Raw genomic sequence first — 24,205 nt, forward strand, 5'->3', positions numbered from 1 at the left:
GAGGATGAGACCACGCCCGGCTAGCGTTCGTCGCATGGATATCGGGCCCGGTGGCGCACGTCACGCGGTGGCGTCGCTGCGGGCCTGGCTGGGCGCGCCCGACGAGCCGGCGCCATGGGTGGTGGAGACCTCCGGGTCGACCGGACGGCCCAAGAGGGTCGTGCTTCCGCGCGCCGCGGTGCTGGCCTCGGTGGCGGCCTCCGCGCGCCGCCTCGGGGCCTCCGGCGCGTGGGTGCTGGCGCTCCCGGCGTCGTACGTCGCCGGGGTGCAGGTGGTCGCCCGCTCGCTGGTCGCGGGCCACGAGCCGGTGCTGGTCGAGGAGCACGGCTCGCTGGCGGCGGCCGTCGCCGCGCTGCCGGCCGGGGTCGACGGGTTCGTCTCGCTGGTCCCGACCCAGCTGCACCGGGCGCTCGACGACCCCGAGGACACCGCGGCGCTCGCGTCGCTGCACACCGTGCTGCTGGGCGGCGGGCCGATCGACGCGTCGCTGCGCGAGCGGGCAGCCGCGGCCGGGGTGCACGTGGTCGCGACGTACGGCTCGGCCGAGACCGCCGGGGGCTGCGTCTACGACGGGGTGCCGCTCGACGGGGTCGGCATGGCGCTGGGTCCCGACGGACGGATCCGCCTGGGCGGGCCCACCCTCTTCGCGGGGTACGACGGCGACCCGGCGCTCACGGCCGAGGTGCTGGTCGACGGGTGGTTCCACACCTCCGACGCCGGGCGCCTCGACGACGACGGGCGCCTGCAGGTGCTCGGACGTCTCGACGACGTGGTGGTCACCGGCGGGGTCAACGTGCCGGCGCCCGCGGTCGCGGCCCGGCTGCGCGAGCACCCCGGCGTCGCGGCCGCCGAGGTGCTGGGGGTGCCCGACGACGAGTGGGGCGGCCGGCTGGTCGCGTTCGTGGTCGGCGCCACCGGCCCGGTGGCGCTCGACGAGCTGCGCGCCTGGGTCGCCGACGCGCACCCGCGGTCGTGGGCGCCGCGCCAGGTCGTCGACCTCGAGGCCCTGCCGCTGCTGGCCAACGGCAAGCCCGACCGGGTCGCGCTGCGGGCGATGGCCGCCGAGGGGGGTGGCTGAGGTGGACGAGCCGAGCGACCTGCGGGTCTTCGCGATCCCGATGCGCACCCGCTTCCGCGGCATCACCGTGCGCGAGGGCGTGCTGCTGCGCGGGCCGGGTGGCTGGGGCGAGTGGTCGCCCTTCCTGGAGTACGACGACGTGGTCGCCCAGCCCTGGCTGCGCTGCGCCGAGGAGGCCGCCGCGGGTGACTGGCCCGCGCCGCTGCGCGACGAGGTGGCCGTCAACGTGACCGTGCCGGCCGTCGACGCGCAGACCGCGCACGCCATCGTGCGCCGCGGCGGCTGCCGCACCGCGAAGGTCAAGGTCGCCGAGCCCGGCCAGGACGAGGCCGACGACCTGGCCCGCCTCGAGGCGGTGCGTGCGGCGCTCGACGCCGACGGACCCGGCGGGCGGGTGCGCATCGACGTCAACGGGCTCTGGGACGTCGACACCGCGGTGTCCTCGCTGCCGCGCTACGACCGTGCCGCCGGCGGGCTGGAGTACGTCGAGCAGCCCTGCGCCGCCGTCGAGGACCTCGCGCTGGTGCGCCGCCGTGTCGACGTGCCGGTCGCCGCCGACGAGTCGATCCGACGCGCCGCCGACCCCTACCGGGTGCGCGACCTCGAGGCCGCCGACATCGCGGTGCTCAAGGTGCAGCCGCTGGGCGGGGTGCGCGCCTGCCTGCGCATCGCCGAGGACATCGGGCTGCCGGTGGTGGTCTCCTCGGCGCTGGAGAGCTCGGTGGGGATCGCGGCCGGGGTCGCCCTGGCCGCCGCCCTGCCCGAGCTGCCGCACGCCTGCGGGCTGGCCACGGTGCAGCTGCTCACCGACGACGTGGCCGACGAGCCGCTGCTGCCCGTCGGCGGGGTGCTGCGGGTCGGTCGGCCCGCGGTCGCGCCGGCAGCCCTGGAGCGCCTGGCCGCCGACCCGGCGCGGGTCGAGCACTGGCGGGCGCGGCTGGCCCGGGTGTCCCACGCGTCCCGCGTGCGGGAGGATCGGGCTCGTGGCTGAGGAGCACGAGCGGGACAACGACGCGACCCGCACCGCCCGAGCCGTGGTCGCCGCCCTGCTCGGCGCGGGGGTGCGCGACGTCGTGGTGGCGCCAGGCTCGCGCAACGCGCCGCTCTCCTTCGCCGTCTGGGACGCCGCCGCCGCGGGCCTGCTGCGCCTGCACACCCGCATCGACGAGCGCTCGGCCGCCTTCGTGGCGCTCGGGCTCTCGCGCACCGGCGCGCCCGCCGCCGTCGTGTGCACCTCCGGCACCGCGGTGGCCAACCTGCACCCCGCGGTGCTCGAGGCCGCCCACGCCGGGGTGCCGCTCGTGGTCGTCACCGCCGACCGGCCGGCGCGGCTCGCCGGCACCGGCGCCAACCAGACCACCGAGCAGGTCGGGATCTTCGGGCCCCTCGTCGAGACCCGCGACGTCGGCGCCGACGGCCCGCCCGACTGGGTGATGCTGTGGCTCGACGACGGGCCCATCCATCTCAACGTGCGCCTCGACGAGCCGCTGCTGCCCGCCGCGCCCTGGCGACTCGACGCCGAGGACCTGGCGACGACGACCCGCCACGACGCCGACGGCCCGCGCTGGCCCACCCACCACAGCCCGCTCGACCCCGGGCCGCGCACGGTGGTGGTGGCCGGCGACGACGCCGGACCGCCGGCACGGCTGCTGGCCCAGGCGGCGGGGTGGCCGCTGCTGGCCGAGCCCTCGAGCGGGTCGCGCACCGGCACCCACGCGCTGCGCGCCTACCGCCTGCTCCTCGACACCGACCTGGGCCGCAGCATCGAGCGGGTCGTGGTGGCCGGGCACCCGACCCTGAGCCGGCCGGTGACCCGGCTGCTGGGCCGCGACGACGTCGAAGTGCTGGCCGCGCCCGCCCGCGGGGTGTGGGCCGAGCGCCCCTTCGCCGTCGACACCCACCTCGAGGGCGCGGCCCCGCACCCCGACCAGCAGGGCGCCGACCCGGCCTGGCTCGAGGCCTGGCTCGCCGCCGACCGCTCGGTCTCGCGCCAGCTCGACGCGCTCCTGGGCGCCGAGCCCGGCCTGACGCCGTACGACGTCGCGGGCGCGGTCGCGCGCGCCCTGCCGCCCGAGGGGCTGCTGCACGTGGGCGCCTCGAGCCCGATCCGCGACCTCGACCTGATGCTGCACGGCTGGCGGGTGGGTGCGCGCCGCAAGGTGGTGGCCAACCGCGGGCTGTCGGGCATCGACGGGGTCGTGTCCACCGCGATCGGGGCGGCGCTGGGCCGGCCCGCCAGCAGCCGGGCCCTCGCGCTCATGGGCGACGTGACGTTCCTGCACGACGCCAACGGGCTGGTGCTGGGCCCCGGCGAGCCCGAGCCCGACCTGACGATCGTGGTCGTCAACGACGACGGCGGGTCGATCTTCTCGATGCTCGAGCAGGGCGCCCCCGCGCACGCCGACCGGTTCGAGCGCCTCTTCGCCACCCCGCACGCCGTCGACCTGGCCGCGCTGTGCGCCGCGACCCGCACCCCGCACTGGCGCGTCGACAGCCTGCCCGAGCTCGAGCAGGCACTGGCCTCGCCCAACGGCGGCATCGAGGTCGTCGAGGCGCGGGTGCGCCGCCACGACCGCCGCGCGCTCGACGAGCGGATCCGCGCGCTGCGCCCCTGACCCGCGCGGGTGGGAGGATCGGGGGGTGGAGATCGCCCTGCTGCTCATCGCCCTGGCGGTCACCGTGCTCGTCATCACCGCGCTGGCCGACCGGATCGAGGTGCCCGCGCCGCTGGTGCTGATCGTGGTCGGCGTCGCGGGCTCCTACGTGCCGGGCGTCCCCGAGATCACCCTGTCGCCCGAGGTGGTGCTGGTCGGCCTGCTGCCCCCGCTGCTCTACGCCGCCGCCATCCAGACCTCGCTGGTCGACTTCAACGCCAACCGGCGCTCGATCCTGCTGCTCTCGGTGGGCCTGGTCGTCTTCACCACCGTCGGGGTGGGGGTGCTGGTGCACGCGCTGCTGCCCGGGGTCGGCTGGCCGGGCGCCCTCGCGATCGGCGCGGTCGTGGCGCCGCCCGACGCGGTCGCCGCCACCGCGGTCGGGCGCCGGATCGGCCTGCCGCGGCGCATCGTGACGGTCCTCGAGGGCGAGTCGCTGCTCAACGACGCGACCGCCCTGGTCTCGCTGCGCACCGCGATCGCCGCCGGCGGCGCCGGGATCAGCGCGGTCGGCGTCGGGCTCGACTTCGCGCTCGCGGCCGGGGGCGGCGTGGCGGCGGGGGCGCTGCTCTACCTCGTCATCGCCTGGGTACGCCGCCGGGTCGAGGACCCGCTCACCGACACCGCGATCTCGCTGGTCACCCCCTTCACCGCCTACGTGCTCGCCGAGGCGATCAACGCCTCGGGCGTGATCGCGGTCGTGGTCGCCGGGCTGCTGCTGGGGCACCGCTCGCCGGTGCTGCAGACGGCCTCGTCGCGGATCGCGGAGCGGATGAACTGGCGCACCATCGCCTTCGTCCTCGAGAACGTGGTCTTCCTGCTGATCGGCCTCCAGGCCGCCCGCCTCGTCGACGACGTGGGCCGCAGCGAGCTCGGCCTGGGCCGGGTGGTGCTGGTCTGCGGCGCCACCCTGGTGGCCGTCGTCGTGCTGCGCGTCGTGTGGGTCGCCGCGGCCCGGGTCGTGCTGCTGCAGCCCGGCCCCGACGGCGTACGCGTGCGCCCGACGTGGCGCAACACGCTCCTGGTCGGCTGGGCGGGGATGCGCGGGGTGGTCACCCTGGCCGCGGCGTTCGTGATCCCCTCCGACGTCGAGCACCGCGAGGTGCTGCTGATGATCGCCTTCACCGTGGTGGCCGGCACCCTGCTGGTGCAGGGGCTGACCCTGCCCTGGCTGGCGCGCCGGCTGCGGGTGCCCTCGCCCGACCCGATGGACGACGCCCTGGCCCGCGCGACGCTGCTGCAGCAGGCCTCGAAGGCGGGCTTCGCCACCTTGGCGCAGATCGAGGCCGACGAGGCGCACGAGGACCCGCACGGCGTCCTCGACCTGGTCCGCCAGCGCATCGACCAGCGCAACTTCGCCGCCTGGGAGCGGCTGGGCACCACCCCGGGCCAGGAGACCCCCAGCGAGCTCTACGCCCGGGTGCGGGTGGCGATGATCGCCGCCGAGCGCGAGCGGGTGCTCGAGATCCGCAGCTCGGGCCGGGTCGACTCGGTGGTGGTCGCCGAGGTGCTGGCGATGCTCGACGTCGAGGAGTCGCTGATCGACCGGGTGCTGCCCCAGCACGAGCAGGAGGAGCCGGTGGGCCTGCGCCCGGCGCCGCTCGAGAGCTGTGCCCACCTCGCGGCCACCTGGGCCGTGGAGACCAGCGACGCCGGCGTGTGCGAGGACTGCCTCAGGGACGGCACGTCCTGGGTGGCGCTGCGCCAGTGCTTGGAGTGCGGCCACCTGGCCTGCTGCGACTCCTCACCGGCCCAGCACGCCACCGCCCACTTCCGCGACACCGCCCACCCGGTGATGCAGTCCGCCGAGCCGGGGGAGCACTGGCGCTGGTGCTTCGTGCACCACGTCACGAGCTAGCCGCGCTGCTCAGGGGCCCGCTCGAGGGCCTGCTCGAGGGTCCGCGGGGCGCGGCCGAGCAGCCGCTCCAGGTCGGGGCTGACCCGCTCCAGCGACCCGTCGGCGATCGCGGTGTAGGTGCTCACCCAGGCGTCGAGCTGCCACTGCTCGGCGTCGGGCCACCCCGCGCGCCGCGACTCGTAGGCCTCCTCGACGCCCTCCTCGACGTAGCGCAGCTCGCGCCCGAGCACCGCGCCGGCGCGCGCCGCGACCTCGTCGAGGCCGAGCGCCTCCGGCCCCGTCAGGTCGTACGCCGCCCCCGCGTGGTCGGCCGGGTCGCGCAGCACCACCGCGGCCGCGTCGGCGACGTCGTCGCGGGCCACGGCCGAGAGCCGCCCGCGCCGGCCCGGACCGCGCAGCACGCCGTCCGCGTCGGCGAAGCCGGGCAGCACGTCGAGGTAGAAGTTGTCGCGCAGGAACGTGTGGGCCATCCCGCTCCCGGCGATGGCCTGCTCGGTGTCGTGGTGGTCGCGGCCCAGGGTGAAGGTGGTGTCGGGGCCGGCGGCCACGAACGAGGTGTAGACGACGTGGCGCACCCCGGCCTCGGCGGCGGCTGCGACGAAGGTGCGGTGCTCCTCGCGGCGCTGCGGGCCCTCGTGGGCCGAGACCATGAACAGGGTCTCGACACCGCGCAGCGCCGCCAGCGCGGCGTCGTGGTCGGCGTACGTGCACTCCCGCACGTCGGTGTCGACGTCGGGGGCGCGGGCGGCGTCGCGCACCAGCAGCCGCAGGTCCAGACGCATGTCGGCGCCCGCGAGCAGGGAGGTCACCCGCCCGCCCAGGGCTCCGGTGGCTCCGGTGATGGCGATGGTGGTCATGGGTCTCCTCGCGGTCGGTGCGGGACGGACGGGCTGGACTGTCGGGGTGGGCTCAGGTGGGGGTGAACCGCAGCGGGAACGACACCGCGCCGGTGTTGCCCGAGGCAGGCAACCACTCGCCGGGCCCGTCGCATTCCGCGTCGGGCATCCGGGCCGCCAGCAACGGCAGCACGACGGCCATGTCGACCCGGGCGACGTAGTGGCCCAGGCAGTGGTGGATGCCGGCGCCGAAGCCGGTGTGCAGCACCCGCTCGCCGCGCGCCGCGGCCTCGAGGTCGAGGCCGGTCGCGCCGCCGGCTGCGGCGACCGGGTCGGTGCCGGCGGCGTGCGAGAGCACCTGCACGACGCCGCCGGCCGGCACCACGAGACCGTCGCCGAGGTCGACCTCCTCGAGCGCCTCGCGGGTCACCCAGGTGACGGTGGGGTCGACCCGCATCACCTCCTCGACGCAGGCCGCGCCCAGGTCGGGGCGCCCGGCGAGCAGCCGCCACTGGGCGGGGTGGCGCAGCAGGGTGCGCACCGCGAGCGTCAGCTGGTTGCGGGTGGTCTCCATGCCGGCGAAGACCAGGAAGACCAGGGCGACCGAGAGCTCGTGGTCGCTCAGGCCGGCCTCGCCGTCCGGTGGCGCGTCGGCCGCGCCCACCAGCGCGGTCAGGAAGTCGTCGCGCGGCGCGGCCCGTCGGTCCGCGACCACGTCGGCGAGGTAGCCGCTGAGGCCGTCGAGCGCGGCCTCGATGCGCGGCACCTGCGCCGCGACGTCGGTCGAGAAGGAGGCGCCGAGGTCGTCGGCCCAGTGCGCGACCTGCGGCCAGTGGTCCTCGTCCAACCCGAGGAGGCGGCAGATCACCCGGGCGGCGTACGGCTCGGCCAGCTCGCTGACGAGCTCGACGCGCCCGCGGCCGGCGAAGCCGTCGACCAGCTCCTCGGCCAGCGCGGTGAACGAGGGCCGCATCGCTTCGATCGAGCGCTTGCGGAAGGCCGGCAGCAGCAGCCGGCGCACCCGGTGGTGGTCCTCGCCCTCGAGGCTCAGCAGCGTCTCGGCCCACCAGTCGTGGAAGAGGCCCGAGTGGATGCCGTTCTGCTCCGGCCACCGCGCGTTGCCCTGCACGAAGCGCCGGTCGCGCAGCAGCGCGGCACCCTGCTGGTGGCGCAGCACCGCGGCGCCGTACGGCGTGCGCGCCCACCACGAGCGCTCGCGCGCGGCGTGCACCTGCTCGCCGTTGGTGTCGAAGCCGGGGTCGGCCAGGTCGAGCCAGGGCACGTCGGAGGTCGCCGGCGTGCTCATCGGCGCACCATCCGCAGGTGCCGACCGTGCTCGTCGCTGTCGTCGGCCGCCCCGTCGAGCACGAAGCCGTGCCGCTCGTAGAAGCCGGTCGCGCGGTCGTTGCCGGCCAGCACCCACAGGTACGCCGCCCGCTCGCCCAGCGTGGCGACCAGCAGCCGGTGCCCCAGCCCGGTGCCCCAGCAGCGGGCCCGTACGTAGAGGGCGCTCAGCTCGAGGACCGGCAGGCCCGGCTCCTCGTCGCGACCCGGCCCGGCCGAGGCGAAGCCGACCAGCCCGGTGGGGTCCTCGGCCAGCCACACCGGCTCGGCGTCCGGATCGGCATCGAGGGCCGCGGCCCGGGCCGCCAGGACCCGGCGCCACGACGCCACCCGCTCCTCGGGCCGCGCGCGCCGCTCGGCCAGCACCTGCGCCGGCATCAGCCCGGTGTAGGCGTCCTCCCACACGTCGAGGTGCAGGTGAGCGAGGGCCTCGGCGTCGGAGGGCCCCGCGGCCGGGCGCAGCCGGGCGTCGCCGGCCTCCGCCGGCCGCACCGGCTCCCGCTGCGTGCTCACCCGAGCATCGTATGCAGCGCCAGGCCCCCCACCGTGGCGGCCGCCACCAGGCCGCTGAGCCGCCGGCCCCGGGGCCCGCTCAGCGCCTGGCCGAGCAGCGCACCGCTGGTCGCCAGCACCAGCTGCCAGGCCGCCGAGGCCACCAGCGCCGCGGCCACGAACACCGCGCCCTCCGTGGCCCCGTCGACGAGGTCTCGGTTGCCCAGCACCACGGCGGCGAAGTAGACCAGCGTCGTCGGGTTGAGCGCGGTCATGCCGAGGAAGAGCAGGTACGCCGCTCCCGGGCCGGGCTCGCGCCGGGCCTGCTGGGCGGCAGCAGCGCCGGGCCGCTCCGGTCGCAGCGCGTGCAGCGCCAGCAGGGCGGCCACCCCGAGCAGGACCAGCCCGGCCGCGACCTCCAGCGCCCCGGCGATCGGCACGAGCGCGGTCGAGACGGCGGCTCCGGCCAGCACCGCGACAGCGGCGTACACCCCGTCGACGGAGGCGACCCCGAGCGCCGCTGCGGCGCCGACCCGCCAACCGGCACGCGAGGCCAGGGTCACCAGGAGAGCGCCCACGGCTCCGACCGGCACCGCGATCGCGAGGCCGGTCAGGGCACCGGAGACCGCGACGTCGAGCACGCCGGCGATCCTGGCAGCGGCCGTGAGCCGGCGCCAGCCGTTTACGGTGGGACGCATGCGGATCACCAAGTTCGGCCACTCCTGCGTCCGCGTCGAGCACGACGGCACCGCGCTGGTGCTCGACCCGGGCGCGTTCACCCCCGACGCCCCCGCAGCCGTCGACGGCGCGGCCGGGGTGCTGGTCACCCACGAGCACCCCGACCACTGGACGCCCGAGGCGCTGCGCGCCGCCGACGCCCCGATCTGGACGATCGCGGCGGTCGCTGCACGCATCGGCGAGCAGGCCCCCGACCTGCTCGAGCGGGTCACCGTCGTGGCCCCCGGCGACTCCCTCGACGTGGCCGGGGTGCCGGTGCGGGTGGTGGGCGAGAAGCACGCCGTGATCCACCCCGACCTGCCGCACTTCGACAACTCCGGCTACCTGCTGACCTGCGGCTCCGAGCGGGTCTTCCACCCCGGCGACGCCCTGACGGGCCCCGGCGAGCCGGTCGACGTGCTGCTGGCCCCGGTCTGCGCGCCGTGGATGGCGATCGCCGAGGGCATCGAGTTCGCCCGCTCGGTCGCCGCCCCGCGCACCCTGGCGATCCACGACAAGGTCTACTCCGACCTCGCCCTGGGCATCGTCGACCAGCACTTCGGCCGGTTCCTGGGTGCCGACGGCCTCGAGTTCGTCCGCCGCGCCGACGGCGCCGACCTCTGACCCGGCCCGAACTTCCCGCCGACCCGGCCCGAACTTCGCGCCGACCCGGCCCGAACCCACGGGGCTAGCGGGCCCGCACCACCACGCCCACGTGGTCGGCCGCCCCGCTGCCGAGCCCTGCGGTCGCGTCGACCCGAACGACCAACCGGTCGCCCACCTCGGCCGCACCACGACGGCGTACGACGACCTTCAGGTCGGCGTGCCCGCCGGGCTCGATCGCGGGGCTGCGCCAGGTGCCGCGCCGCACAGCGCCGGTGACGTCCTCCCCGCGGAAGCGGTAGCGGACCTTGAAGCCGTCGGCGCTGCCCGTGCCGCTGACCGCGACCCGGTCGGCGACGCCCGCCTCGTGGCGCAGCCGCACCAGCAGCCGCTGCTGCTGGCCGGTGCGGCGCAGGTCGGCCCGCACCTTCTGGCGTCGCCACGACCCGGTGGTGCCCTCGCCGCGCAGGTCGCGGGCGCGGGGCCCGACCGCGGCGTCGGCCCTGCTGTCGCGCACCCGGTAGGCCACGGTGCTGGTCGAGGTGAGACCGGCGCCGTCGGTGGCGGTGACCGCCACCCGGTGCTCCCCGGGCTCGTCCGAGACGGCGTCACCCACCTCACAGGCCACCAGCCCCGACCCGCCACGGTCGGCGCAGCGCACGCCCAGCACGCCGACGGTGAGCTCGGCGCCCAGACCGACCACGGCCTCGGCAGCGGGCTCGACCGTGGGTGGCGTGGCGTCGGGCACCGCGCCCAGCGCTGCCCGGTAGCTGAAGAACGCCCGGTCGGTGGGGTTGCTCGCGTCGCGCACCGACCACAGCACCTCGCCGTCGCGGCCGACCTCGCTGGCCATGACCCGCCGCTCGGCGGCCCAGCCGACCAGGGTGTTGCCGTTGGCCAGGCGCTGCGAGGAGCCGGCGAAGATCGCGAGGTGGTCGGTCGGCTCGGTCACCCGGTGCTCGAAGACGGTGCGGCCTCGCCGCTCGCGTCGTCGAGCTCGTACTCCGTGACCCGGCTCCACAGCCGCGGGACCGTCGGCCCGTCGGGGTCGGCCTGGTCGACGCAGAGCGTGCCGTTGTGGGTGAACGAGGCCGACCCGTTGTCGAAGAGGACGATGCTGCCGCTGTCGGTCTCGGCGGCGGTGTGCTGGGCGCAGGGGCCGGTTCCCGCCTCGTCGTCGGGGAAGCTCCAGTCGCTGCGGCGACCGCCGAGGCGCCACACGACGTCGCCCTCGGCGAAGCCGTCGTGGGCGGTGCGCGCGATCTTGAGGACGGCGCTGAGGTGGCGGAAGGAGACGAGCAGGTCGCCGTCGTCCATCACCTCGACGGAGTTGACGTGCGCCCAGTCGGGATCGGTGCCGGCGGTGCCCTCGACGGCCCGGTCGACGTGGTCGGCGGCGTCCCACTCGAAGAGCACCTCGCCCTCGGCGCTCACGTGCTGCAGCACCGCGCCGATGAGCTTCTCGCCCGAGCGCTCGTCGGGCTCGTAGGCCATCAGGTAGGCGCTGCCGTCGTCCTGCCAGGCCACGTCGTGGCCGTCGGTGTCCACCAGGCCCACGGTCTCGTACGCCGCGACCTCGCGGAACTGCTCGTCGAGCCGCACCAGCCTCGACCCGGTGCGACCCGGGCTCGTCGTGGGCTGGCGGAAGATGCTGTAGCCGCCCGGCACCTCCTTGAGGTCCATCGACGCGCCGCCATCGGTGGTGCGCACCCATGCGGGCACCCCGTGGCGATCCATCGCCACCTCGTAGCTGTCGGACTCCGAGATCCAGCGGTCCAGCGTCAGGAGCACCTTGCCGTCGGCGACCGCGCCCGGTTCCGGCGTGGTGGTCACCTCGATCTCGGGGAACTCCACCGGCAGGTAGACGATCGAGTACGCAGCCCGCCCGGCGCTGTCGTCCACCCAGACGGTGACCTCGTCGCCCTCCTCCAGCCCGGTGACCCGGGCTCGGCCGTCGAGCTCGAGCGCGCCGTCGACGTACACGCGGGCGCCCGGGTCGCTGCTGGCGGCTGCCACGGTGAGCCGGCCACCGGTCGCCGCGGTGGTGGTCGCGGCGTAGCGGTGCACGGCCGGGTCAAAGGACGGGTAGCTCCCCACCTCCTTGCCCATGACCCGCAGGGAGTGCTCGGGCTCGGCGGCCCGGGCGGTCGATCCCGCAGGGGCGGCGGAACCGGCGGGAGCGGCCAGCAGGCCCAGCGGGAGCGCCAGGGTCACGGCAGCGGACAGGGTGGCAGGACCGAGACGCATGCCCCCGAGGGTAAGTGGGCCGGATCGCGCTGTCGGACAGAACAGCGCCGTCGAGACCACCTCGAGACCTGCCGGTCCGGGCCGGCTCGGCGCGAGATACGGGCCGGGTCAGCGCGAGGTTGGGGCCGGGTCAGCGGGAGGTCTGGGCCGGGTGGGCGGGAAGATCGGGCCGGGTCAGGTGGCGAGGGAGTCGCGCACCGGCACGAACTTGGCCTGGGCCTCGGCCAGCTCGGCCTCGGGGTCGGAGTCGGCGACGATGCCGCAGCCGGCGAAGAGCCGCACGCTGGGTCCGTCGACGGTGCCCGAGCGCAGGGCGATGCCCCACTCGCCGTCGCCGCTGGCGTCCATCCAGCCCACGGGCCCGGCGTAGCGGCCGCGGTCCATCCGCTCGATCTCGGTGATCAGCGCGGTCGCCTCGGGGGTGGGGGTGCCGCCGACGGCTGCGGAGGGGTGCAGCGCCGCGGCGAGGTCGAGGGAGGAGACGGTCTGGGCGTCGTGGACGACCCCGGCGACGTCGGTGGCCAGGTGCATCACGTTGGGCAGGTGCAGCACGAACGGCGCCTCGGGCACGTTCATCGACGAGCAGTGCGGCTCGAGCGCGTCGGCGACCGAGCGCACGGCGTACTCGTGCTCCTCGAGGTCCTTCGACGACCGCGCCAGGGTGGCGGCCAGCGCCAGGTCGCGCTCGTCGTCGCCGGTGCGGCGGATGGTGCCGGCCAGCACCCGCGAGGTCACCAGCCCGCGCTCGCGGCGCACCAGCATCTCGGGGGTGGCGCCGAACATGCCGTCGACGTGGAACGTCCAGCACATCGGGTACGCCGCCGCGAGACGCTGCAGCGGCCACCGGACGTCGACGTCCTCGTCGGCGGTGGCCACCAGGTCGCGCGCCAGCACGACCTTCTCGAGGTCGGCGCCGCCGATGCGCGAGACGGCGTCGGCGACCGCCGACATCCACTCCTCGGAGTTCAGGGCGCCGTCGGCGAAGGTGATGCCGGCGGGCGCGTCGGGCGCGACGGCGGGGGACAGGCGCGGCTCGAGGTTCTCGAGGCTGCCCCGGCCCACGACGGTCATCCAGGCGCGGTCGCCACGGCGGCCCACGACGACCGAGGGCACCTGCAGCACCGAGTCGCCGGGCTCGTCGGCGAAGGCGAACGTGCCGAAGCAGACCAGCCCGGTGCCGGGCTCCTCGACCTCGTCGCGCACCACCGAGCGGGCGGTGGTCTCCTCCCACCACTTGGCGGCGTCGCTGAAGCGGGCGGGCCCCGCGGTGCGCACCTGCGCGGCGCAGCCCCAGCCGACCAGGCCCTCGCCGCGGCGCAGCCAGCTGACCGGGTGGTCGGGCGGCAGCAGGTCGAGCAGCGAGCCCAGCGCGTCGAGCTCGGAGACGTCGACGGACACGGTGCGCGCCACCAGGGGAGCGTCGATGGCGCCCTGGGGTCCGGGGCTCGCGCTGGTCGTCACGGGGTCGAGGGTACTCAGCGCACGGCCGCTCCCGGAGCCCGCGTGGGCGACCTCACGGCCCGGGACCCGCACCGCAGCCCGGTCAGCTGCGGTGCACCACGACCCGGTCGCCGATCGAGACCTGGTCGTAGATCGCGGCGATCGCGGCGTGGTCGCGGATGTTGACGCAGCCGTGCGAGGCGCCGGCGTACCCCACGGCGGCGAAATCGGGGGAGTAGTGCACGGCCTGGCCGCCGGAGAAGAACATCGCGAACGGCATCGAGGTGTCGTAGAGGCTCGAGACGTGGTCGCGGCTCATCCGCTGCACCGTGAACAGCCCCTCGCGGGTCGGCGTCGTGGCGCCGCCGAAGCGGGCGTCGAGGGTGCTGCGCACCTGCCCGTCGACGACGAACGACAGCGTGGCGGTGGTCTTGTCGACGCACAACGCGGTGCCGACCAGGCAGCGCGGGTCGAGGGTGGCCGGCGCCGCGGCCACGACCCGCTCGGGGTGCAGCTCGTCGGTCGTGGGCTCGCGGGTCATCGCCAGCAACCGGTCGAGGGTGCGCCGGTCGACCTCGCCGGTCACCGGGACCTCGCGCTTGGCCTGGAAGCCGCGCACCGAGGCCGCGGTCACTTCGCCGTAGAAGCCGGTGACGCCGGCGGAGAACCAGCCGATCTGGGCCAGCCGGGCCTGCAGGTCGCGCACGTCCTCGCCCTCGCCGCCGGGGCCGAGCAGCGTCGGGCCCGGCACCATCGCCGGCTCGATCGGGGCCGGGGCGGGCGCCACCGGCTGCCGGGCGGGGCGCGCCGGGCGCGCGGGCCGCTCGGGCTGCTCGGTGACGTCGCGGCGCGACGGCGCGGGCTGGGCCACGGCCGGAGCCCCCTGGGTCGAGGGCTCCGCGCCGCCGGCCCAGCGCTCCTGGGCCAGCCCGGCGCCGTACGCCGTCGCGGGCAGCAGCAGCACGAGCGCGACGAGGATCGCGAGGCGGGTGGGGTGCGTCATGAGGGGTCCTTCCGGGTGCAGCGGGCCGCGCGGGCGGTGGTGGTGACACCAGGGAGACGCACGAGCGGGGCGGAAGGTTGCGTCCCGCCCGCGAGCGTCCTCGTCGGGGGCCTCTACGCTGCGACCGTGGCCCGAGCAGACCTGGACAAGCAGCCGACCGACGTACGACGCATGTTCGACGCCGTCGCGAAGCGCTACGACGTGACCAACGACGTGCTCTCCCTGGGCCAGGACCGCCGCTGGCGCACCGAGGTGCTCGAGGCCGTGGCCCCGGTCCCCGGCGAGCGGGTGCTCGACCTGGCCGCCGGCACCGGCACCTCCAGCGCGCCGTTCCACGACCGCGGCGCCACCGTGGTGCCCTGCGACTTCTCCCTGGGGATGCTGCGGGTGGGCAAGCAGGCGCGCCCGCACCTGCCCTTCACCGCCGGCGACGGCACCCGGCTGCCCTTCGCCGACGACACCTTCGACGCGGTGACCATCTCCTTCGGCCTGCGCAACATCGTCGACCCCGCGGCCGGCCTGGCCGAGATGCGCCGGGTCACCCGCCCCGGCGGGCGCCTGGTGGTCTGCGAGTTCAGCCACCCGACCTGGTCGCCGTTCCGCACCCTGTACGTCGAGTACCTGATGCGCGCGCTGCCGCCGGTGGCCCGCGCCGTCTCGTCGGCCCCCGACGCCTACGTCTACCTGGCCGAGTCGATCCGCGCCTGGCCCGACCAGGCCGGGCTGGCCGACCTCGTGGCCGGGGCCGGCTGGAGCGGCGTGGAGTGGAAGAACCTCTCGGGCGGCATCGTCGCCCTGCACCGCGCCACCGCCTGAATTACGCAACGCCGACGTGCGTTAAATGCCCAGGTCAGGGCCCCGATCCCGGGCCCGAGCACGGCCCCACCCCCCGGGTCGCCACCCGTGCGGGGGAGTGGCAGACTGTGCCCCACGCCACTAGTGATTCGGTTCACAAGGTCACAACCCGGGCTGCGTGGCGCACGTAGGAGGAAGGGATCGCGATGGAGCTCTACACCCCGGTGCTGGTGCTGGCCGCGCTGGCCGCCGGCTTCGCCATCTTCTCGGTGGGCGTCAGCACGCTCACCGGCCCCAAGCGCTACAACCGCGCCAAGCTCGACTCCTACGAGTGCGGCATCGACCCCACCCCGCAGCCCGTCGGCGGCGGCCGGGTGCCGGTGAAGTTCTACACGGTCGCGATGACCTTCATCATCTTCGACGTCGAGATCATGTTCCTGGTGCCGTGGGCGGTGCACTTCGACGCCCTGGGCGGCTTCGGGCTGCTCGCCGTCGTGCTGTTCCTGGTCAACATCACCGTCGCCTACGCCTACGAGTGGCGTCGCGGCGGGCTCGACTGGGACTGACCGGACCACATCTGCGAAAGGACCCAGTCATGGGTATCGAGGAGAAGCTCCCCAGCGGCGTCCTGCTGACGACCGTCGAGGGCGTGGCCGGCTACATGCGCAAGGCCTCGTTCTGGCCCGCCACCTTCGGCCTGGCCTGCTGCGCCATCGAGATGATGACCAGCGGCGGCCCGAAGTACGACATGGCCCGCTTCGGCATGGAGGTCTTCCGGGCCAGCCCCCGCCAGGCCGACCTGATGATCGTCGCGGGCCGGGTGAGCCAGAAGATGGCCCCGGTCCTGCGCCAGATCTACGACCAGATGGCCGAGCCCAAGTGGGTGCTGGCCATGGGTGTGTGCGCCAGCTCCGGCGGCATGTTCAACAACTACGCGATCGTCCAGGGCGTCGACCACGTCGTGCCCGTCGACATGTACCTGCCCGGCTGCCCGCCGCGCCCGGAGATGCTGATCGACGCGATCCTCAAGCTGCACGACCAGGTCCAGGCCACCAAGCTGGGCGCCAACCGCGCCGCCCAGATCGAGGAGCTCGAGAACGAGCGCCTCACCGCGCTGCCGACCTCCGACATGAAGGGCCTGCTGCGGTGAGCGACGACGACAAGCGCGAGGTCGAGAAGGACGTGACCTCGGCCGAGCCCGAGGGTCCCGAGCAGACCCCCGGCCAGCCCGCCGTCGAGCAGTCGCCCGAGAACCTGCCGGCCGCGCCCGGCCAGGTCCACCAGGTCGGCACCCGCCACGGCATGTTCGGCGTGCGCGGCAGCGGCGACACCAGTGGCTACGGCGGCCTGGTCTCGGCCGTCACCTACCCCGCACCGTCCCAGCGCCCCTACGGCGGCTGGTTCGACGAGGTCGCCGACGCCCTCGAGGCCGCCACCCGGGCCGCGGGTGTCGAGCAGGCCGTGGGCAGCGTGGTCGTGCACCGCGGCGAGATCACCTTCCACGTGCGCCGCGAGGACCTGCTCACCGTCGCGCGCGTGCTGCGCGACGACGAGGCGCTGCGCTTCGAGCTGTGCTCGAGCGTCAGCGGCGTGCACTACCCCGACGACACCGGTCGCGAGCTGCACGTGGTGATGCACCTGCTCTCGATGACCCACAACCGGCGGATCCGCGTCGAGGCCACGGCCCCCGACGCCGACCCGCACGTGCCCTCGGTCGTGTCGGTCTACCCGACCGCCGACTGGCACGAGCGCGAGGCCTACGACATGTTCGGCATCGTCTTCGACGGCCACCCCTCGCTCACGCGCATCCTGATGCCCGACGACTGGCCGGGCCACCCCCAGCGCAAGGACTACCCGCTGGGTGGCATCCCCGTGGAGTACAAGGGCGGCACCGTGCCGCCTCCCGACCAGCGGAGGTCGTACAACTGATGGCTAGCAACACGGGCACCGACCCCGGCGCCGGCTCGACCACCGGCGAGCAGGACCTCTACGCCGGCACCCAGGAGACCACCGAGGGGCGCGTCTTCACCGTCTCCGGCCAGGACTGGGACTCCATCTCCGAGGGCCTGGAGGAGGGCGCCGAGGAGCGCGTCGTCGTCAACATGGGCCCCCAGCACCCCTCCACCCACGGCGTGCTGCGCCTGATCCTCGAGCTCGAGGGCGAGACGGTCACCGAGGCCCGCTGCGGCATCGGCTACCTGCACACCGGCATCGAGAAGAACATGGAGTTCCGCTCCTGGACGCAGGGCGTCACGTTCTGCACCCGGATGGACTACCTCTCCCCGTTCTACAACGAGGCCAGCTACGTGCTCGGCGTCGAGCGGCTGCTCGACATCGAGGACGACGTGCCCGAGAAGGCGCAGGTCATGCGGGTGCTCCTGATGGAGCTCAACCGCATCTCCTCGCACCTGGTGGCCATCGCCACCGGCGGCATGGAGCTCGGCGCCCTGACCGTGATGACCATCGGCTTCCGCGAGCGCGAGCTGGTCCTCGACCTCTTCGAGCTGATCACCGGCCTGCGGATGAACCACGCGTTCATCCGCCCCGGCGGCGTCGCCCAGGACCTCCCCCCGGGTGCCCTCGACGAGATCCGCGGCTTCCTCGACCTGATGCGCAAGCGCCTGCCCGAGTACGCCGCGCTGGCCAACGCCAACCCGATCTTCAAGGGCCGCCTCGAGGGCGTGGGCCACCTCGACCTCGAGGGCTGCCTCGCGCTGGGCCTGACCGGGCCGCCGCTGCGCGCCACCGGCTACCCCTGGGACCTGCGCAAGTCCGAGCCCTACTGCGGCTACGAGACCTACGACTTCGACGTGCAGACCTGGGACACCGCCGACGCCTACGGCCGCTTCCGGGTGCGCCTGGCCGAGATGTGGGAGTCGCTGAAGATCGTCGAGCAGGCCGCCGAGCGGCTCGCCGCCCTCGAGGGCGCGCCGATCATGGTCGCCGACAAGAAGGTCGCCTGGCCCAGCCAGCTCTCGATCGGCTCCGACGGCATGGGCAACAGCCTCGACCACATCCGCCACATCATGGGCGAGTCGATGGAGGGGCTGATCCACCACTTCAAGCTGGTCACCGAGGGCTTCCGGGTCCCGGTCGGCCAGGCCTACGTGCCGGTGGAGTCCCCGCGCGGCGAGCTGGGCGCCCACGTCGTCTCCGACGGCGGCACCCGCCCCTTCCGGGCGCACTTCCGCGACCCGTCGTTCACCAACCTGCAGGCGACGTCCGTGATGAGCGAGGGCGGCATGGTCGCCGACGTCATCGTGGCCATCGCCTCGATCGACCCCGTGATGGGAGGCGTCGACCGATGACGCTGTCGCAGACCACCCTCGACGAGATGCGCGAGATCGCCGGGCGCTACCCCGAGGCCCGCTCCGGCCTGCTGCCGATGCTGCACCTGGTGCAGTCCACCGAGGGCCGGGTGACCCCCGAGGGCATCGAGGCCTGCGCCGAGATCCTCGACATCTCGGCCGCCGAGGTCAGCGGCGTGGCCACCTTCTACACGATGTACAAGCGCCGTCCGGTCGGCGATTACCACGTCGGGGTGTGCACCAACACCCTGTGCGCGGTGATGGGCGGCGACCAGATCTTCGAGCGGCTCAAGGACCACCTCGACGTCGGCAACGACGAGACCACCGAGGACGGCTCGATCACCCTCGAGCACGTCGAGTGCAACGCGGCCTGCGACTACGCGCCGGTGATGATGGTCAACTGGGAGTTCATGGACAACATGACCCCGGAGTCGGCGGTCTCGCTGGTCGACGACCTGCGCGCCGGCAAGGAGGTCACCTCGACCCGCGGCCCGCGCCTGTGCACCTGGCGCGAGGCCGAGCGGGTGCTGGCCGGCTTCCCCGACGGTCGTGTCGACGAGGGTCCGGGCGCGGGCCCCGCCTCGCTGGTCGGCCTGCAGATCGCCCAGGAGCGCGGCTGGAGCGCCCCGGCCGTGAAGGCCTCCGGCGCCACCGGCACCGAGCCCACCGGCGACGGCGCCCAGGCCGCGAGCCGCACCGACACCTCCGTGGAGGCCGAGTCGGCTGCGGTCGAGGCGGAGAGCGGCAGCGACGAGAGCGCAGCCGAGAAGAAGGAGGCGAACTGACGTGGTCGACACCCTGACCCCCGTCCTCACCGCCAACTGGGGCGCCGAGCGCTCCTGGACCCTGGCGTCCTACGAGGAGCACGGCGGCTACGCCGGTCTGCGCACCGCCCTGGGCATGGCCCCCGACGACGTGATCACCGCGGTCAAGGACTCCGGCCTGCGCGGTCGCGGCGGCGCGGGCTTCCCCACCGGCATGAAGTGGGGCTTCATCCCGCAGGACAACCCCAAGCCCAAGTACCTCGTCGTCAACGCCGACGAGTCCGAGCCGGGCACCTGCAAGGACATCCCGCTGATGATGGCCAGCCCGCACACGCTGGTCGAGGGCGTCATCATCAGCTCCTACGCCATCCGCGCCAACAAGGCGTTCATCTACATCCGCGGCGAGGTGCTCCACGTGATCCGCCGGGTGCAGGCGGCCGTGGCCGAGGCGTACGCCGCCGGCCACCTCGGCACCGACATCCACGGCAGCGGCTACGACCTCGACATCGTGGTGCACGCCGGTGCCGGCGCCTACATCTGTGGCGAGGAGACCGCGCTGCTCGAGGGCCTCGAGGGCCGGCGCGGCCAGCCGCGGCTGCGCCCGCCGTTCCCCGCGGTGGCCGGGCTCTACGCCAGCCCCACCGTGATCAACAACGTCGAGTCGATCGCCTCGGTGCCGGCCATCGTGGCCAACGGCGCCGACTGGTTCGCCTCGATGGGCACCGAGAAGTCCAAGGGCTTCGGCATCTTCTCGCTCTCGGGCCACGTCACCCGGCCCGGGCAGTACGAGGCGCCGCTGGGCATCACGCTGCGCGAGCTCATCGACCTGGCCGGCGGCATGCGCGCCGGGCACGAGCTGAAGTTCTGGACCCCCGGCGGCTCCTCGACCCCGCTGCTGACCGCCGAGCACCTCGACCTGCCCCTCGACTTCGAGGGGATGGCCGCGGCCGGCACCATGCTCGGCACCCGCGCGCTTCAGCTCTTCGACGAGACCACCTGCGTGGTGCGCGCGGTGCTGCGCTGGACCGAGTTCTACAAGCACGAGTCGTGCGGCAAGTGCACCCCGTGCCGCGAGGGCACGTGGTGGCTGGTGCAGACCCTGGCCCGCCTGGAGAAGGGGGAGGGCCGCGAGGAGGACCTCGACCTGCTCCTCGACCAGTGCGACAACATCCTGGGCCGCTCGTTCTGCGCCCTCGGTGACGGCGCGACCAGCCCGATCTCGAGCTCGATCAAGTTCTTCCGCGACGAGTACCTCGCCCACCTGACCCATGGCGGCTGCCCCTTCGACCCCGCAGCCTCCACCGTCTTCGCCACCGCTGGAGCACAGGCATGACGACCACCCCCGCGACGACCACCGGCGCCGAGCGCGACGTCGATCTGGTCCAGGTGACCATCGACGGCATCGAGGTCAGCGTCCCCAAGGACACCCTGGTGATCCGGGCCGCCGAGCAGGTCGGGGTGCAGATCCCGCGCTTCTGCGACCACCCGCTGCTCGAGCCGGTCGGCGCCTGCCGCCAGTGCCTGGTCGACGTCCCCGACGCCGGCAACGGGCGCGGCTTCCCCAAGCCGCAGGCCTCCTGCACCCTGCCGGTCGCGCCCGGCATGGTCGTCAACACCCAGGCCACCAGCGAGGCCGCCGACAAGGCCCAGCAGGGCGTGATGGAGTTCCTGCTGGTCAACCACCCGCTCGACTGCCCGGTCTGCGACAAGGGCGGCGAGTGCCCGCTGCAGAACCAGGCGATGTCCAACGGACGCGGCGAGTCGCGCTTCACCGCCTCCGGCGGCGTGAAGCGGACCTTCCCCAAGCCGATCAACCTCTCCCCGCAGGTGCTGCTCGACCGTGAGCGCTGCATCGTGTGCCAGCGCTGCACCCGCTTCGCCGAGGAGATCGCCGGCGACCCGTTCATCGCGCTGGTCGAGCGGGGCGCGCAGCAGCAGATCGGCATCGCCGAGTCGGCTCCGTTCCTGTCCTACTTCTCCGGCAACACCATCCAGATCTGCCCCGTCGGCGCGCTGACCTCGGAGTCCTACCGCTTCCGCTCGCGCCCCTTCGACCTGGTCTCCACCCCCAGCGTCGCCGAGCACGACGCCTGCGGCTCCGCGATCCGCGTCGACCACCGCCGCGGCAAGGTGATGCGCCGCCTGGCCGGCAACGACCCCGAGGTCAACGAGGAGTGGATCACCGACAAGGACCGCTTCGCCTTCACCTACGCCGCCCTCGAGGACCGGCTGGGCTACCCGCAGGTGCGCGACCGGGTCGAGGACGGCGGCGACGGCTCGCTGCGCCCCGCCTCGTGGCCCGAGGCCTTCGCCGTGGCCGCCCGTGGCCTCGCCGCCGCGGGCGCCTCCGCGGTGCTCACCGGTGGCCGGATCAGCACCGAGGACGCCTACGCCTACGCCAAGCTGGCCCGGGTCTCGCTCGGCACCAACGACATCGACTTCCGGGCCCGCCCGCACTCCGCGGAGGAGGAGCAGTTCCTCGCCGCCCACGTCGCGCTGGGCACCCCCGGCGCCGGGGCGGTCACCTACGCCGACCTGGAGTCCGCGGCCACCGTGGTGCTGGCCGGCCTGGAGCCCGAGGACGAGGCGGGCGCGGTGTTCCTGCGCCTGCGTCGCGCCGCCCGCCACGGCACCCGCGTGCTCGCGGTGGCGCCGTACCTGACCCGCGGGCTGGGCAAGCTCTCCGCGCACCTGGTGCCCACCGCGCCCGGCGCCGAGGCCGACGCCCTGGCGGCGATGGTCGAGCACGCCGAGCACGGGGTCGACGCGACCACGGTCGTGCTGGTCGGCGAGCGCCTGGCGACCTCGCCCGGCGCGCTGACCGCGGCCGCCGACCTGGCCGCGCGCACCGGCGCCCGGCTGGCCTGGGTGCCTCGCCGCGCCGGTGACCGCGGGGCCGTCGAGGCCGGCTGCCTGCCCGGCCTGCTGCCCGGTGGCCGCCCGGTCTCCGACGCCACCGCCCGGGTCGATGCCGCCGCCTCGTGGGGCGTCGCCTCGCTGCCCGAGCAGCCCGGCCGCGACGCCGACGCGATCGTCGCCGCGCTCGTCGCCGGCGAGGTCCGCGGCCTGGTCGTCGGGGGAGTCGACCCCGCCGACACCACCGACCCGGCCGCCACCCGGGCCGCTCTCGAGGCCGCCTCCTTCGTGGTCGCCCTCGACCTGCGCGAGACCGAGGTGACCCGCGTCGCCGACGTGGTCTTCCCGGTCGCCGCGGCCGTCGAGAAGGCCGGCACGTTCATCAACTGGGAGGGCCGAACGCGTCCCTTCGAGGCGGTGCTGCCCAGCCCCTCGGCCCTGCCCGACCTGCGGGTCCTCGCCGGCATCTCCGAGGAGCTGGCTGCGGCCGGCCACGGCGCCGCCCTGGGCTTCCGCACCGTCGACGAGGCCCGCGCCGAGATGAGCGACCTCGGTGCCTGGGACGGCGATCGCCCCGCCATGCGGGCGGCCGGCGCGACCGGTGCCGCCTCCGGCGAGGGCCTGGCGCTCTCCACCTGGAAGCAGCTCGTCGACGACGGCGTCATGCAGGCCGGCGACAAGCACTACGCCGCCACGGCCCGCCCCGCCGTGGCCCGCGTGAGCCCCGCGACGTACGCCGCCGCCTCGCTCTCGGGCGAGCACGTCACCGTCGTGGGCGACCGCGGCGAGCTGACCCTGCCCGTCGAGCAGGTGCCCGGCATGGTCGACGACGTCGTCTGGGTGCCGATGGCCTCCTTCGGGACCTCCGTCCTCGAACGCCTGGCCTCGCCGGGCAGCCGCGTGCGCCTGAAGGGAGCCTCGCTGTGAACGAACTGCCCCTCTTCGGCCAGGACGTCTGGTGGCTGGTGCTGGTCAAGGCCGTGCTCATCTTCGTCGTCCTCGTGCTGCTGACGCTGTTCAACATCTGGTGGGAGCGGCGCGTCGTGGCGCGCATGCAGCACCGCATCGGCCCCAACGTGCACGGCCCCTTCGGCCTGCTGCAGTCGCTGGCCGACGGCGTGAAGCTGGCGCTGAAGGAGGACATCATCCCCAAGGCGGCCGACAAGGTCGTCTTCGTCCTCGCCCCGGTGCTGGTGGTGATCCCGGCCTTCGTGACCTTCTCGGTGATCCCCTTCGGACCCGAGGTGACGATGTTCGGCGAGCGCACCCCGCTGCAGCTGACCGACATGCCGGTGGCGGTGCTCTTCGTGATGGCGATCGCCTCGATCGGCATCTACGGCATCGTGCTCGGCGGCTGGTCCAGCGGGTCGACGTACTCGCTGCTGGGCGGGCTGCGCTCGAGCGCGCAGATGATCTCCTACGAGGTCGCGATGGGCCTGGCCCTGGTCGCGGTCTTCCTCTACGCCGGCTCGCTGTCGACCTCCGAGATCGTCGCCGCCCAGGAGGACTGGTGGTTCGGCGCGATCCTCTTCCCCTCCTTCGTGATCTACGTGATCTCGATGATCGGCGAGACCAACCGCGCCCCCTTCGACCTCCCCGAGGCCGAGGGCGAGCTGGTGGGCGGCTTCCACACCGAGTACTCCTCGCTGAAGTTCGCGCTGTTCTTCCTCGGCGAGTACATCAACATGGCGACCGTCTCGGCGCTGGCCACGACGCTGTTCCTCGGCGGCTGGCGCGCCCCGTTCTGGATCGACGAGATCTGGGCCGGCGCCAACGAGGGCTACGTGCCGCTGATCTGGTTCTTCGGCAAGATGCTGCTCTTCATCTTCTTCTTCATCTGGCTGCGCGGCACCCTGCCCCGGATGCGCTACGACCAGTTCATGGACCTGGGCTGGAAGGTGCTGATCCCGGCCGCGCTGGTCTGGGTCGTCCTGGTCGCCACCATGCGCTACGTCTCCACCGCCTACGAGCTGGGCACCCAGGAGATCCTGATCGGTGGCGGCGTGCTGCTGGCGCTGATCCTGCTGTGGGGCTTCTTCGGGCCCGAGGAGACCGGCGAGCCGGTCGAGGACATCCACACCGCACCCACCGGCGCCTACCCCGTCCCGCCGATGCCGAGCGGAGGTGCCCAGCGCGGCGCCGCCGCCCCGCTCACGTTCCCGTCCCGCACGCAGGCCACCGTGACCCACGGTGCCTCCGAGGAGAGCTGA

22 protein-coding genes are annotated in these 24,205 nt (G+C 74.5%); 14 read left to right on the forward strand and 8 right to left on the reverse strand.

Going from position 1 to position 24,205, the window contains the following annotated elements:
- Window positions 1–34: 34 nt before the first annotated feature.
- The 4 genes from QWJ41_RS02060 to QWJ41_RS02075 are packed head-to-tail and all read left to right on the forward strand — an operon-like array spanning window position 35 to window position 5,590.
- On the forward strand, window positions 35–1,078 hold the full coding sequence (locus tag QWJ41_RS02060) for an AMP-binding protein (RefSeq protein WP_302705511.1): 1,044 nt from the start codon (window positions 35–37) through the stop codon (window positions 1,076–1,078).
- A gap of 1 nt (window position 1,079) precedes the next feature.
- Entirely contained in the window at window positions 1,080–2,069 is a 990-nt protein-coding gene (locus QWJ41_RS02065; protein ID WP_302705512.1) for an o-succinylbenzoate synthase, read from the forward strand.
- Window positions 2,062–3,693 carry a 2-succinyl-5-enolpyruvyl-6-hydroxy-3-cyclohexene-1-carboxylic-acid synthase gene (menD, locus tag QWJ41_RS02070; RefSeq protein WP_302705513.1) on the forward strand — a complete coding sequence of 544 codons (1,632 nt, stop codon included), beginning with the start codon at window positions 2,062–2,064 and terminating at the stop codon, window positions 3,691–3,693. The genes QWJ41_RS02065 and menD overlap by 8 nt, the downstream gene beginning before the upstream one ends.
- A 25-nt stretch (window positions 3,694–3,718) precedes the next feature.
- A complete protein-coding gene (locus tag QWJ41_RS02075; protein WP_302705514.1) occupies window positions 3,719–5,590 on the forward strand; it encodes a Na+/H+ antiporter in 1,872 nt (623 codons plus the stop codon).
- Here the strand turns inward: QWJ41_RS02075 and QWJ41_RS02080 are convergent.
- Genes QWJ41_RS02080 through QWJ41_RS02095 form a run of 4 tightly spaced genes read right to left on the reverse strand, consistent with a single transcriptional unit; the run spans window position 5,587 to window position 8,960 of the window.
- A complete protein-coding gene (locus tag QWJ41_RS02080) occupies window positions 5,587–6,447 on the reverse strand; it encodes an NmrA family NAD(P)-binding protein (RefSeq protein WP_302705515.1) in 861 nt (286 codons plus the stop codon). The genes QWJ41_RS02075 and QWJ41_RS02080 overlap by 4 nt on opposite strands.
- A 52-nt stretch (window positions 6,448–6,499) precedes the next feature.
- The gene (locus QWJ41_RS02085) at window positions 6,500–7,732 is read right to left on the reverse strand and encodes a cytochrome P450 family protein (RefSeq protein ID WP_302705516.1); all 1,233 of its coding nucleotides are present in this window, start codon (window positions 7,730–7,732) and stop codon (window positions 6,500–6,502) included.
- Window positions 7,729–8,283: a GNAT family N-acetyltransferase gene (locus QWJ41_RS02090; protein ID WP_336623270.1), complete on the reverse strand. Its 555-nt coding sequence runs from the start codon at window positions 8,281–8,283 to the stop codon at window positions 7,729–7,731. Before QWJ41_RS02090 ends, QWJ41_RS02085 begins: the two co-directional genes overlap by 4 nt.
- Entirely contained in the window at window positions 8,280–8,960 is a 681-nt protein-coding gene (locus tag QWJ41_RS02095; RefSeq protein WP_302705517.1) for a LysE family transporter, read from the reverse strand. The genes QWJ41_RS02090 and QWJ41_RS02095 overlap by 4 nt, the downstream gene beginning before the upstream one ends.
- Between QWJ41_RS02095 and QWJ41_RS02100 the strand changes: the two genes are divergently transcribed.
- Window positions 8,959–9,603 carry an MBL fold metallo-hydrolase gene (locus tag QWJ41_RS02100; protein WP_302705518.1) on the forward strand — a complete coding sequence of 215 codons (645 nt, stop codon included), beginning with the start codon at window positions 8,959–8,961 and terminating at the stop codon, window positions 9,601–9,603. The genes QWJ41_RS02095 and QWJ41_RS02100 overlap by 2 nt on opposite strands.
- Before the next feature lie 64 nt (window positions 9,604–9,667).
- Here QWJ41_RS02100 and QWJ41_RS02105 read toward each other — a convergent pair whose 3' ends face one another.
- The 4 genes from QWJ41_RS02105 to QWJ41_RS02120 form a co-directional block, all read right to left on the reverse strand.
- A complete protein-coding gene (locus QWJ41_RS02105) occupies window positions 9,668–10,534 on the reverse strand; it encodes a hypothetical protein (RefSeq protein ID WP_302705519.1) in 867 nt (288 codons plus the stop codon).
- Entirely contained in the window at window positions 10,531–11,829 is a 1,299-nt protein-coding gene (locus tag QWJ41_RS02110) for an aryl-sulfate sulfotransferase (protein WP_302705520.1), read from the reverse strand. Before QWJ41_RS02110 ends, QWJ41_RS02105 begins: the two co-directional genes overlap by 4 nt.
- A gap of 174 nt (window positions 11,830–12,003) precedes the next feature.
- Window positions 12,004–13,290 (reverse strand): isochorismate synthase, encoded by a 1,287-nt coding sequence (locus QWJ41_RS02115; protein WP_302705521.1) that lies wholly within the window; start codon window positions 13,288–13,290, stop codon window positions 12,004–12,006.
- An 82-nt stretch (window positions 13,291–13,372) separates the two neighbouring features.
- A complete protein-coding gene (locus QWJ41_RS02120; protein WP_302705522.1) occupies window positions 13,373–14,272 on the reverse strand; it encodes a L,D-transpeptidase family protein in 900 nt (299 codons plus the stop codon).
- Between the two features lie 126 nt (window positions 14,273–14,398).
- On the opposite strand from QWJ41_RS02120, the gene QWJ41_RS02125 reads away from it, so the two are divergent.
- The 9 genes from QWJ41_RS02125 to nuoH all read left to right on the forward strand — a co-directional run bounded on the left by QWJ41_RS02125 (window position 14,399) and on the right by nuoH (window position 24,205).
- A complete protein-coding gene (locus QWJ41_RS02125; protein WP_302705523.1) occupies window positions 14,399–15,088 on the forward strand; it encodes a demethylmenaquinone methyltransferase in 690 nt (229 codons plus the stop codon).
- 185 nt (window positions 15,089–15,273) lie between these two features.
- Window positions 15,274–15,633, forward strand: coding sequence for an NADH-quinone oxidoreductase subunit A (locus QWJ41_RS02130; protein ID WP_302705524.1), 360 nt, complete (start codon window positions 15,274–15,276; stop codon window positions 15,631–15,633).
- Window positions 15,634–15,662: 29 nt separating this feature from the next.
- Window positions 15,663–16,217 carry a NuoB/complex I 20 kDa subunit family protein gene (locus tag QWJ41_RS02135; RefSeq protein ID WP_302705525.1) on the forward strand — a complete coding sequence of 185 codons (555 nt, stop codon included), beginning with the start codon at window positions 15,663–15,665 and terminating at the stop codon, window positions 16,215–16,217.
- Between the two features lie 104 nt (window positions 16,218–16,321).
- Window positions 16,322–16,996: an NADH-quinone oxidoreductase subunit C gene (locus QWJ41_RS02140; protein ID WP_302705673.1), complete on the forward strand. Its 675-nt coding sequence runs from the start codon at window positions 16,322–16,324 to the stop codon at window positions 16,994–16,996.
- On the forward strand, window positions 16,996–18,375 hold the full coding sequence (locus QWJ41_RS02145; protein ID WP_302705526.1) for an NADH-quinone oxidoreductase subunit D: 1,380 nt from the start codon (window positions 16,996–16,998) through the stop codon (window positions 18,373–18,375). Before QWJ41_RS02140 ends, QWJ41_RS02145 begins: the two co-directional genes overlap by 1 nt.
- Window positions 18,372–19,160, forward strand: a complete 789-nt coding sequence (gene nuoE / locus QWJ41_RS02150; protein WP_302705527.1) for an NADH-quinone oxidoreductase subunit NuoE — start codon at window positions 18,372–18,374, stop codon at window positions 19,158–19,160. The genes QWJ41_RS02145 and nuoE overlap by 4 nt, the downstream gene beginning before the upstream one ends.
- 1 nt (window position 19,161) lies before the next feature.
- Window positions 19,162–20,472 carry an NADH-quinone oxidoreductase subunit NuoF gene (gene nuoF, locus QWJ41_RS02155; protein ID WP_302705528.1) on the forward strand — a complete coding sequence of 437 codons (1,311 nt, stop codon included), beginning with the start codon at window positions 19,162–19,164 and terminating at the stop codon, window positions 20,470–20,472.
- Window positions 20,469–22,922: an NADH-quinone oxidoreductase subunit G gene (locus tag QWJ41_RS02160; RefSeq protein ID WP_302705529.1), complete on the forward strand. Its 2,454-nt coding sequence runs from the start codon at window positions 20,469–20,471 to the stop codon at window positions 22,920–22,922. Before nuoF ends, QWJ41_RS02160 begins: the two co-directional genes overlap by 4 nt.
- A complete protein-coding gene (gene nuoH, locus QWJ41_RS02165; protein WP_302705530.1) occupies window positions 22,919–24,205 on the forward strand; it encodes an NADH-quinone oxidoreductase subunit NuoH in 1,287 nt (428 codons plus the stop codon). Before QWJ41_RS02160 ends, nuoH begins: the two co-directional genes overlap by 4 nt.

The sequence above is a fragment of the Nocardioides cremeus genome, from assembly GCF_030518195.1.
Lineage (GTDB): Bacteria > Actinomycetota > Actinomycetes > Propionibacteriales > Nocardioidaceae > Nocardioides > Nocardioides cremeus.

Excerpts from the sequence above, each read along its gene's own strand:
- QWJ41_RS02080 (WP_302705515.1), bottom strand. The coding sequence starts at position 6,447 with ATGACCACCATCGCCATCACCGGAGCCACCGGAGCCCTGGGCGGGCGG.
- QWJ41_RS02085 (WP_302705516.1), bottom strand. The coding sequence starts at position 7,732 with ATGAGCACGCCGGCGACCTCCGACGTGCCCTGGCTCGACCTGGCCGAC.
- QWJ41_RS02060 (WP_302705511.1), top strand. The coding sequence starts at position 35 with ATGGATATCGGGCCCGGTGGCGCACGTCACGCGGTGGCGTCGCTGCGG.
- QWJ41_RS02100 (WP_302705518.1), top strand. The coding sequence starts at position 8,959 with ATGCGGATCACCAAGTTCGGCCACTCCTGCGTCCGCGTCGAGCACGAC.
- QWJ41_RS02135 (WP_302705525.1), top strand. The coding sequence starts at position 15,663 with ATGGGTATCGAGGAGAAGCTCCCCAGCGGCGTCCTGCTGACGACCGTC.
- QWJ41_RS02145 (WP_302705526.1), top strand. The coding sequence starts at position 16,996 with ATGGCTAGCAACACGGGCACCGACCCCGGCGCCGGCTCGACCACCGGC.
- QWJ41_RS02160 (WP_302705529.1), top strand. The coding sequence starts at position 20,469 with ATGACGACCACCCCCGCGACGACCACCGGCGCCGAGCGCGACGTCGAT.
- QWJ41_RS02120 (WP_302705522.1), bottom strand. The coding sequence starts at position 14,272 with ATGACGCACCCCACCCGCCTCGCGATCCTCGTCGCGCTCGTGCTGCTG.
- QWJ41_RS02110 (WP_302705520.1), bottom strand. The coding sequence starts at position 11,829 with ATGCGTCTCGGTCCTGCCACCCTGTCCGCTGCCGTGACCCTGGCGCTC.
- nuoE (WP_302705527.1), top strand. The coding sequence starts at position 18,372 with ATGACGCTGTCGCAGACCACCCTCGACGAGATGCGCGAGATCGCCGGG.
- QWJ41_RS02095 (WP_302705517.1), bottom strand. The coding sequence starts at position 8,960 with ATGCGTCCCACCGTAAACGGCTGGCGCCGGCTCACGGCCGCTGCCAGG.
- QWJ41_RS02130 (WP_302705524.1), top strand. The coding sequence starts at position 15,274 with ATGGAGCTCTACACCCCGGTGCTGGTGCTGGCCGCGCTGGCCGCCGGC.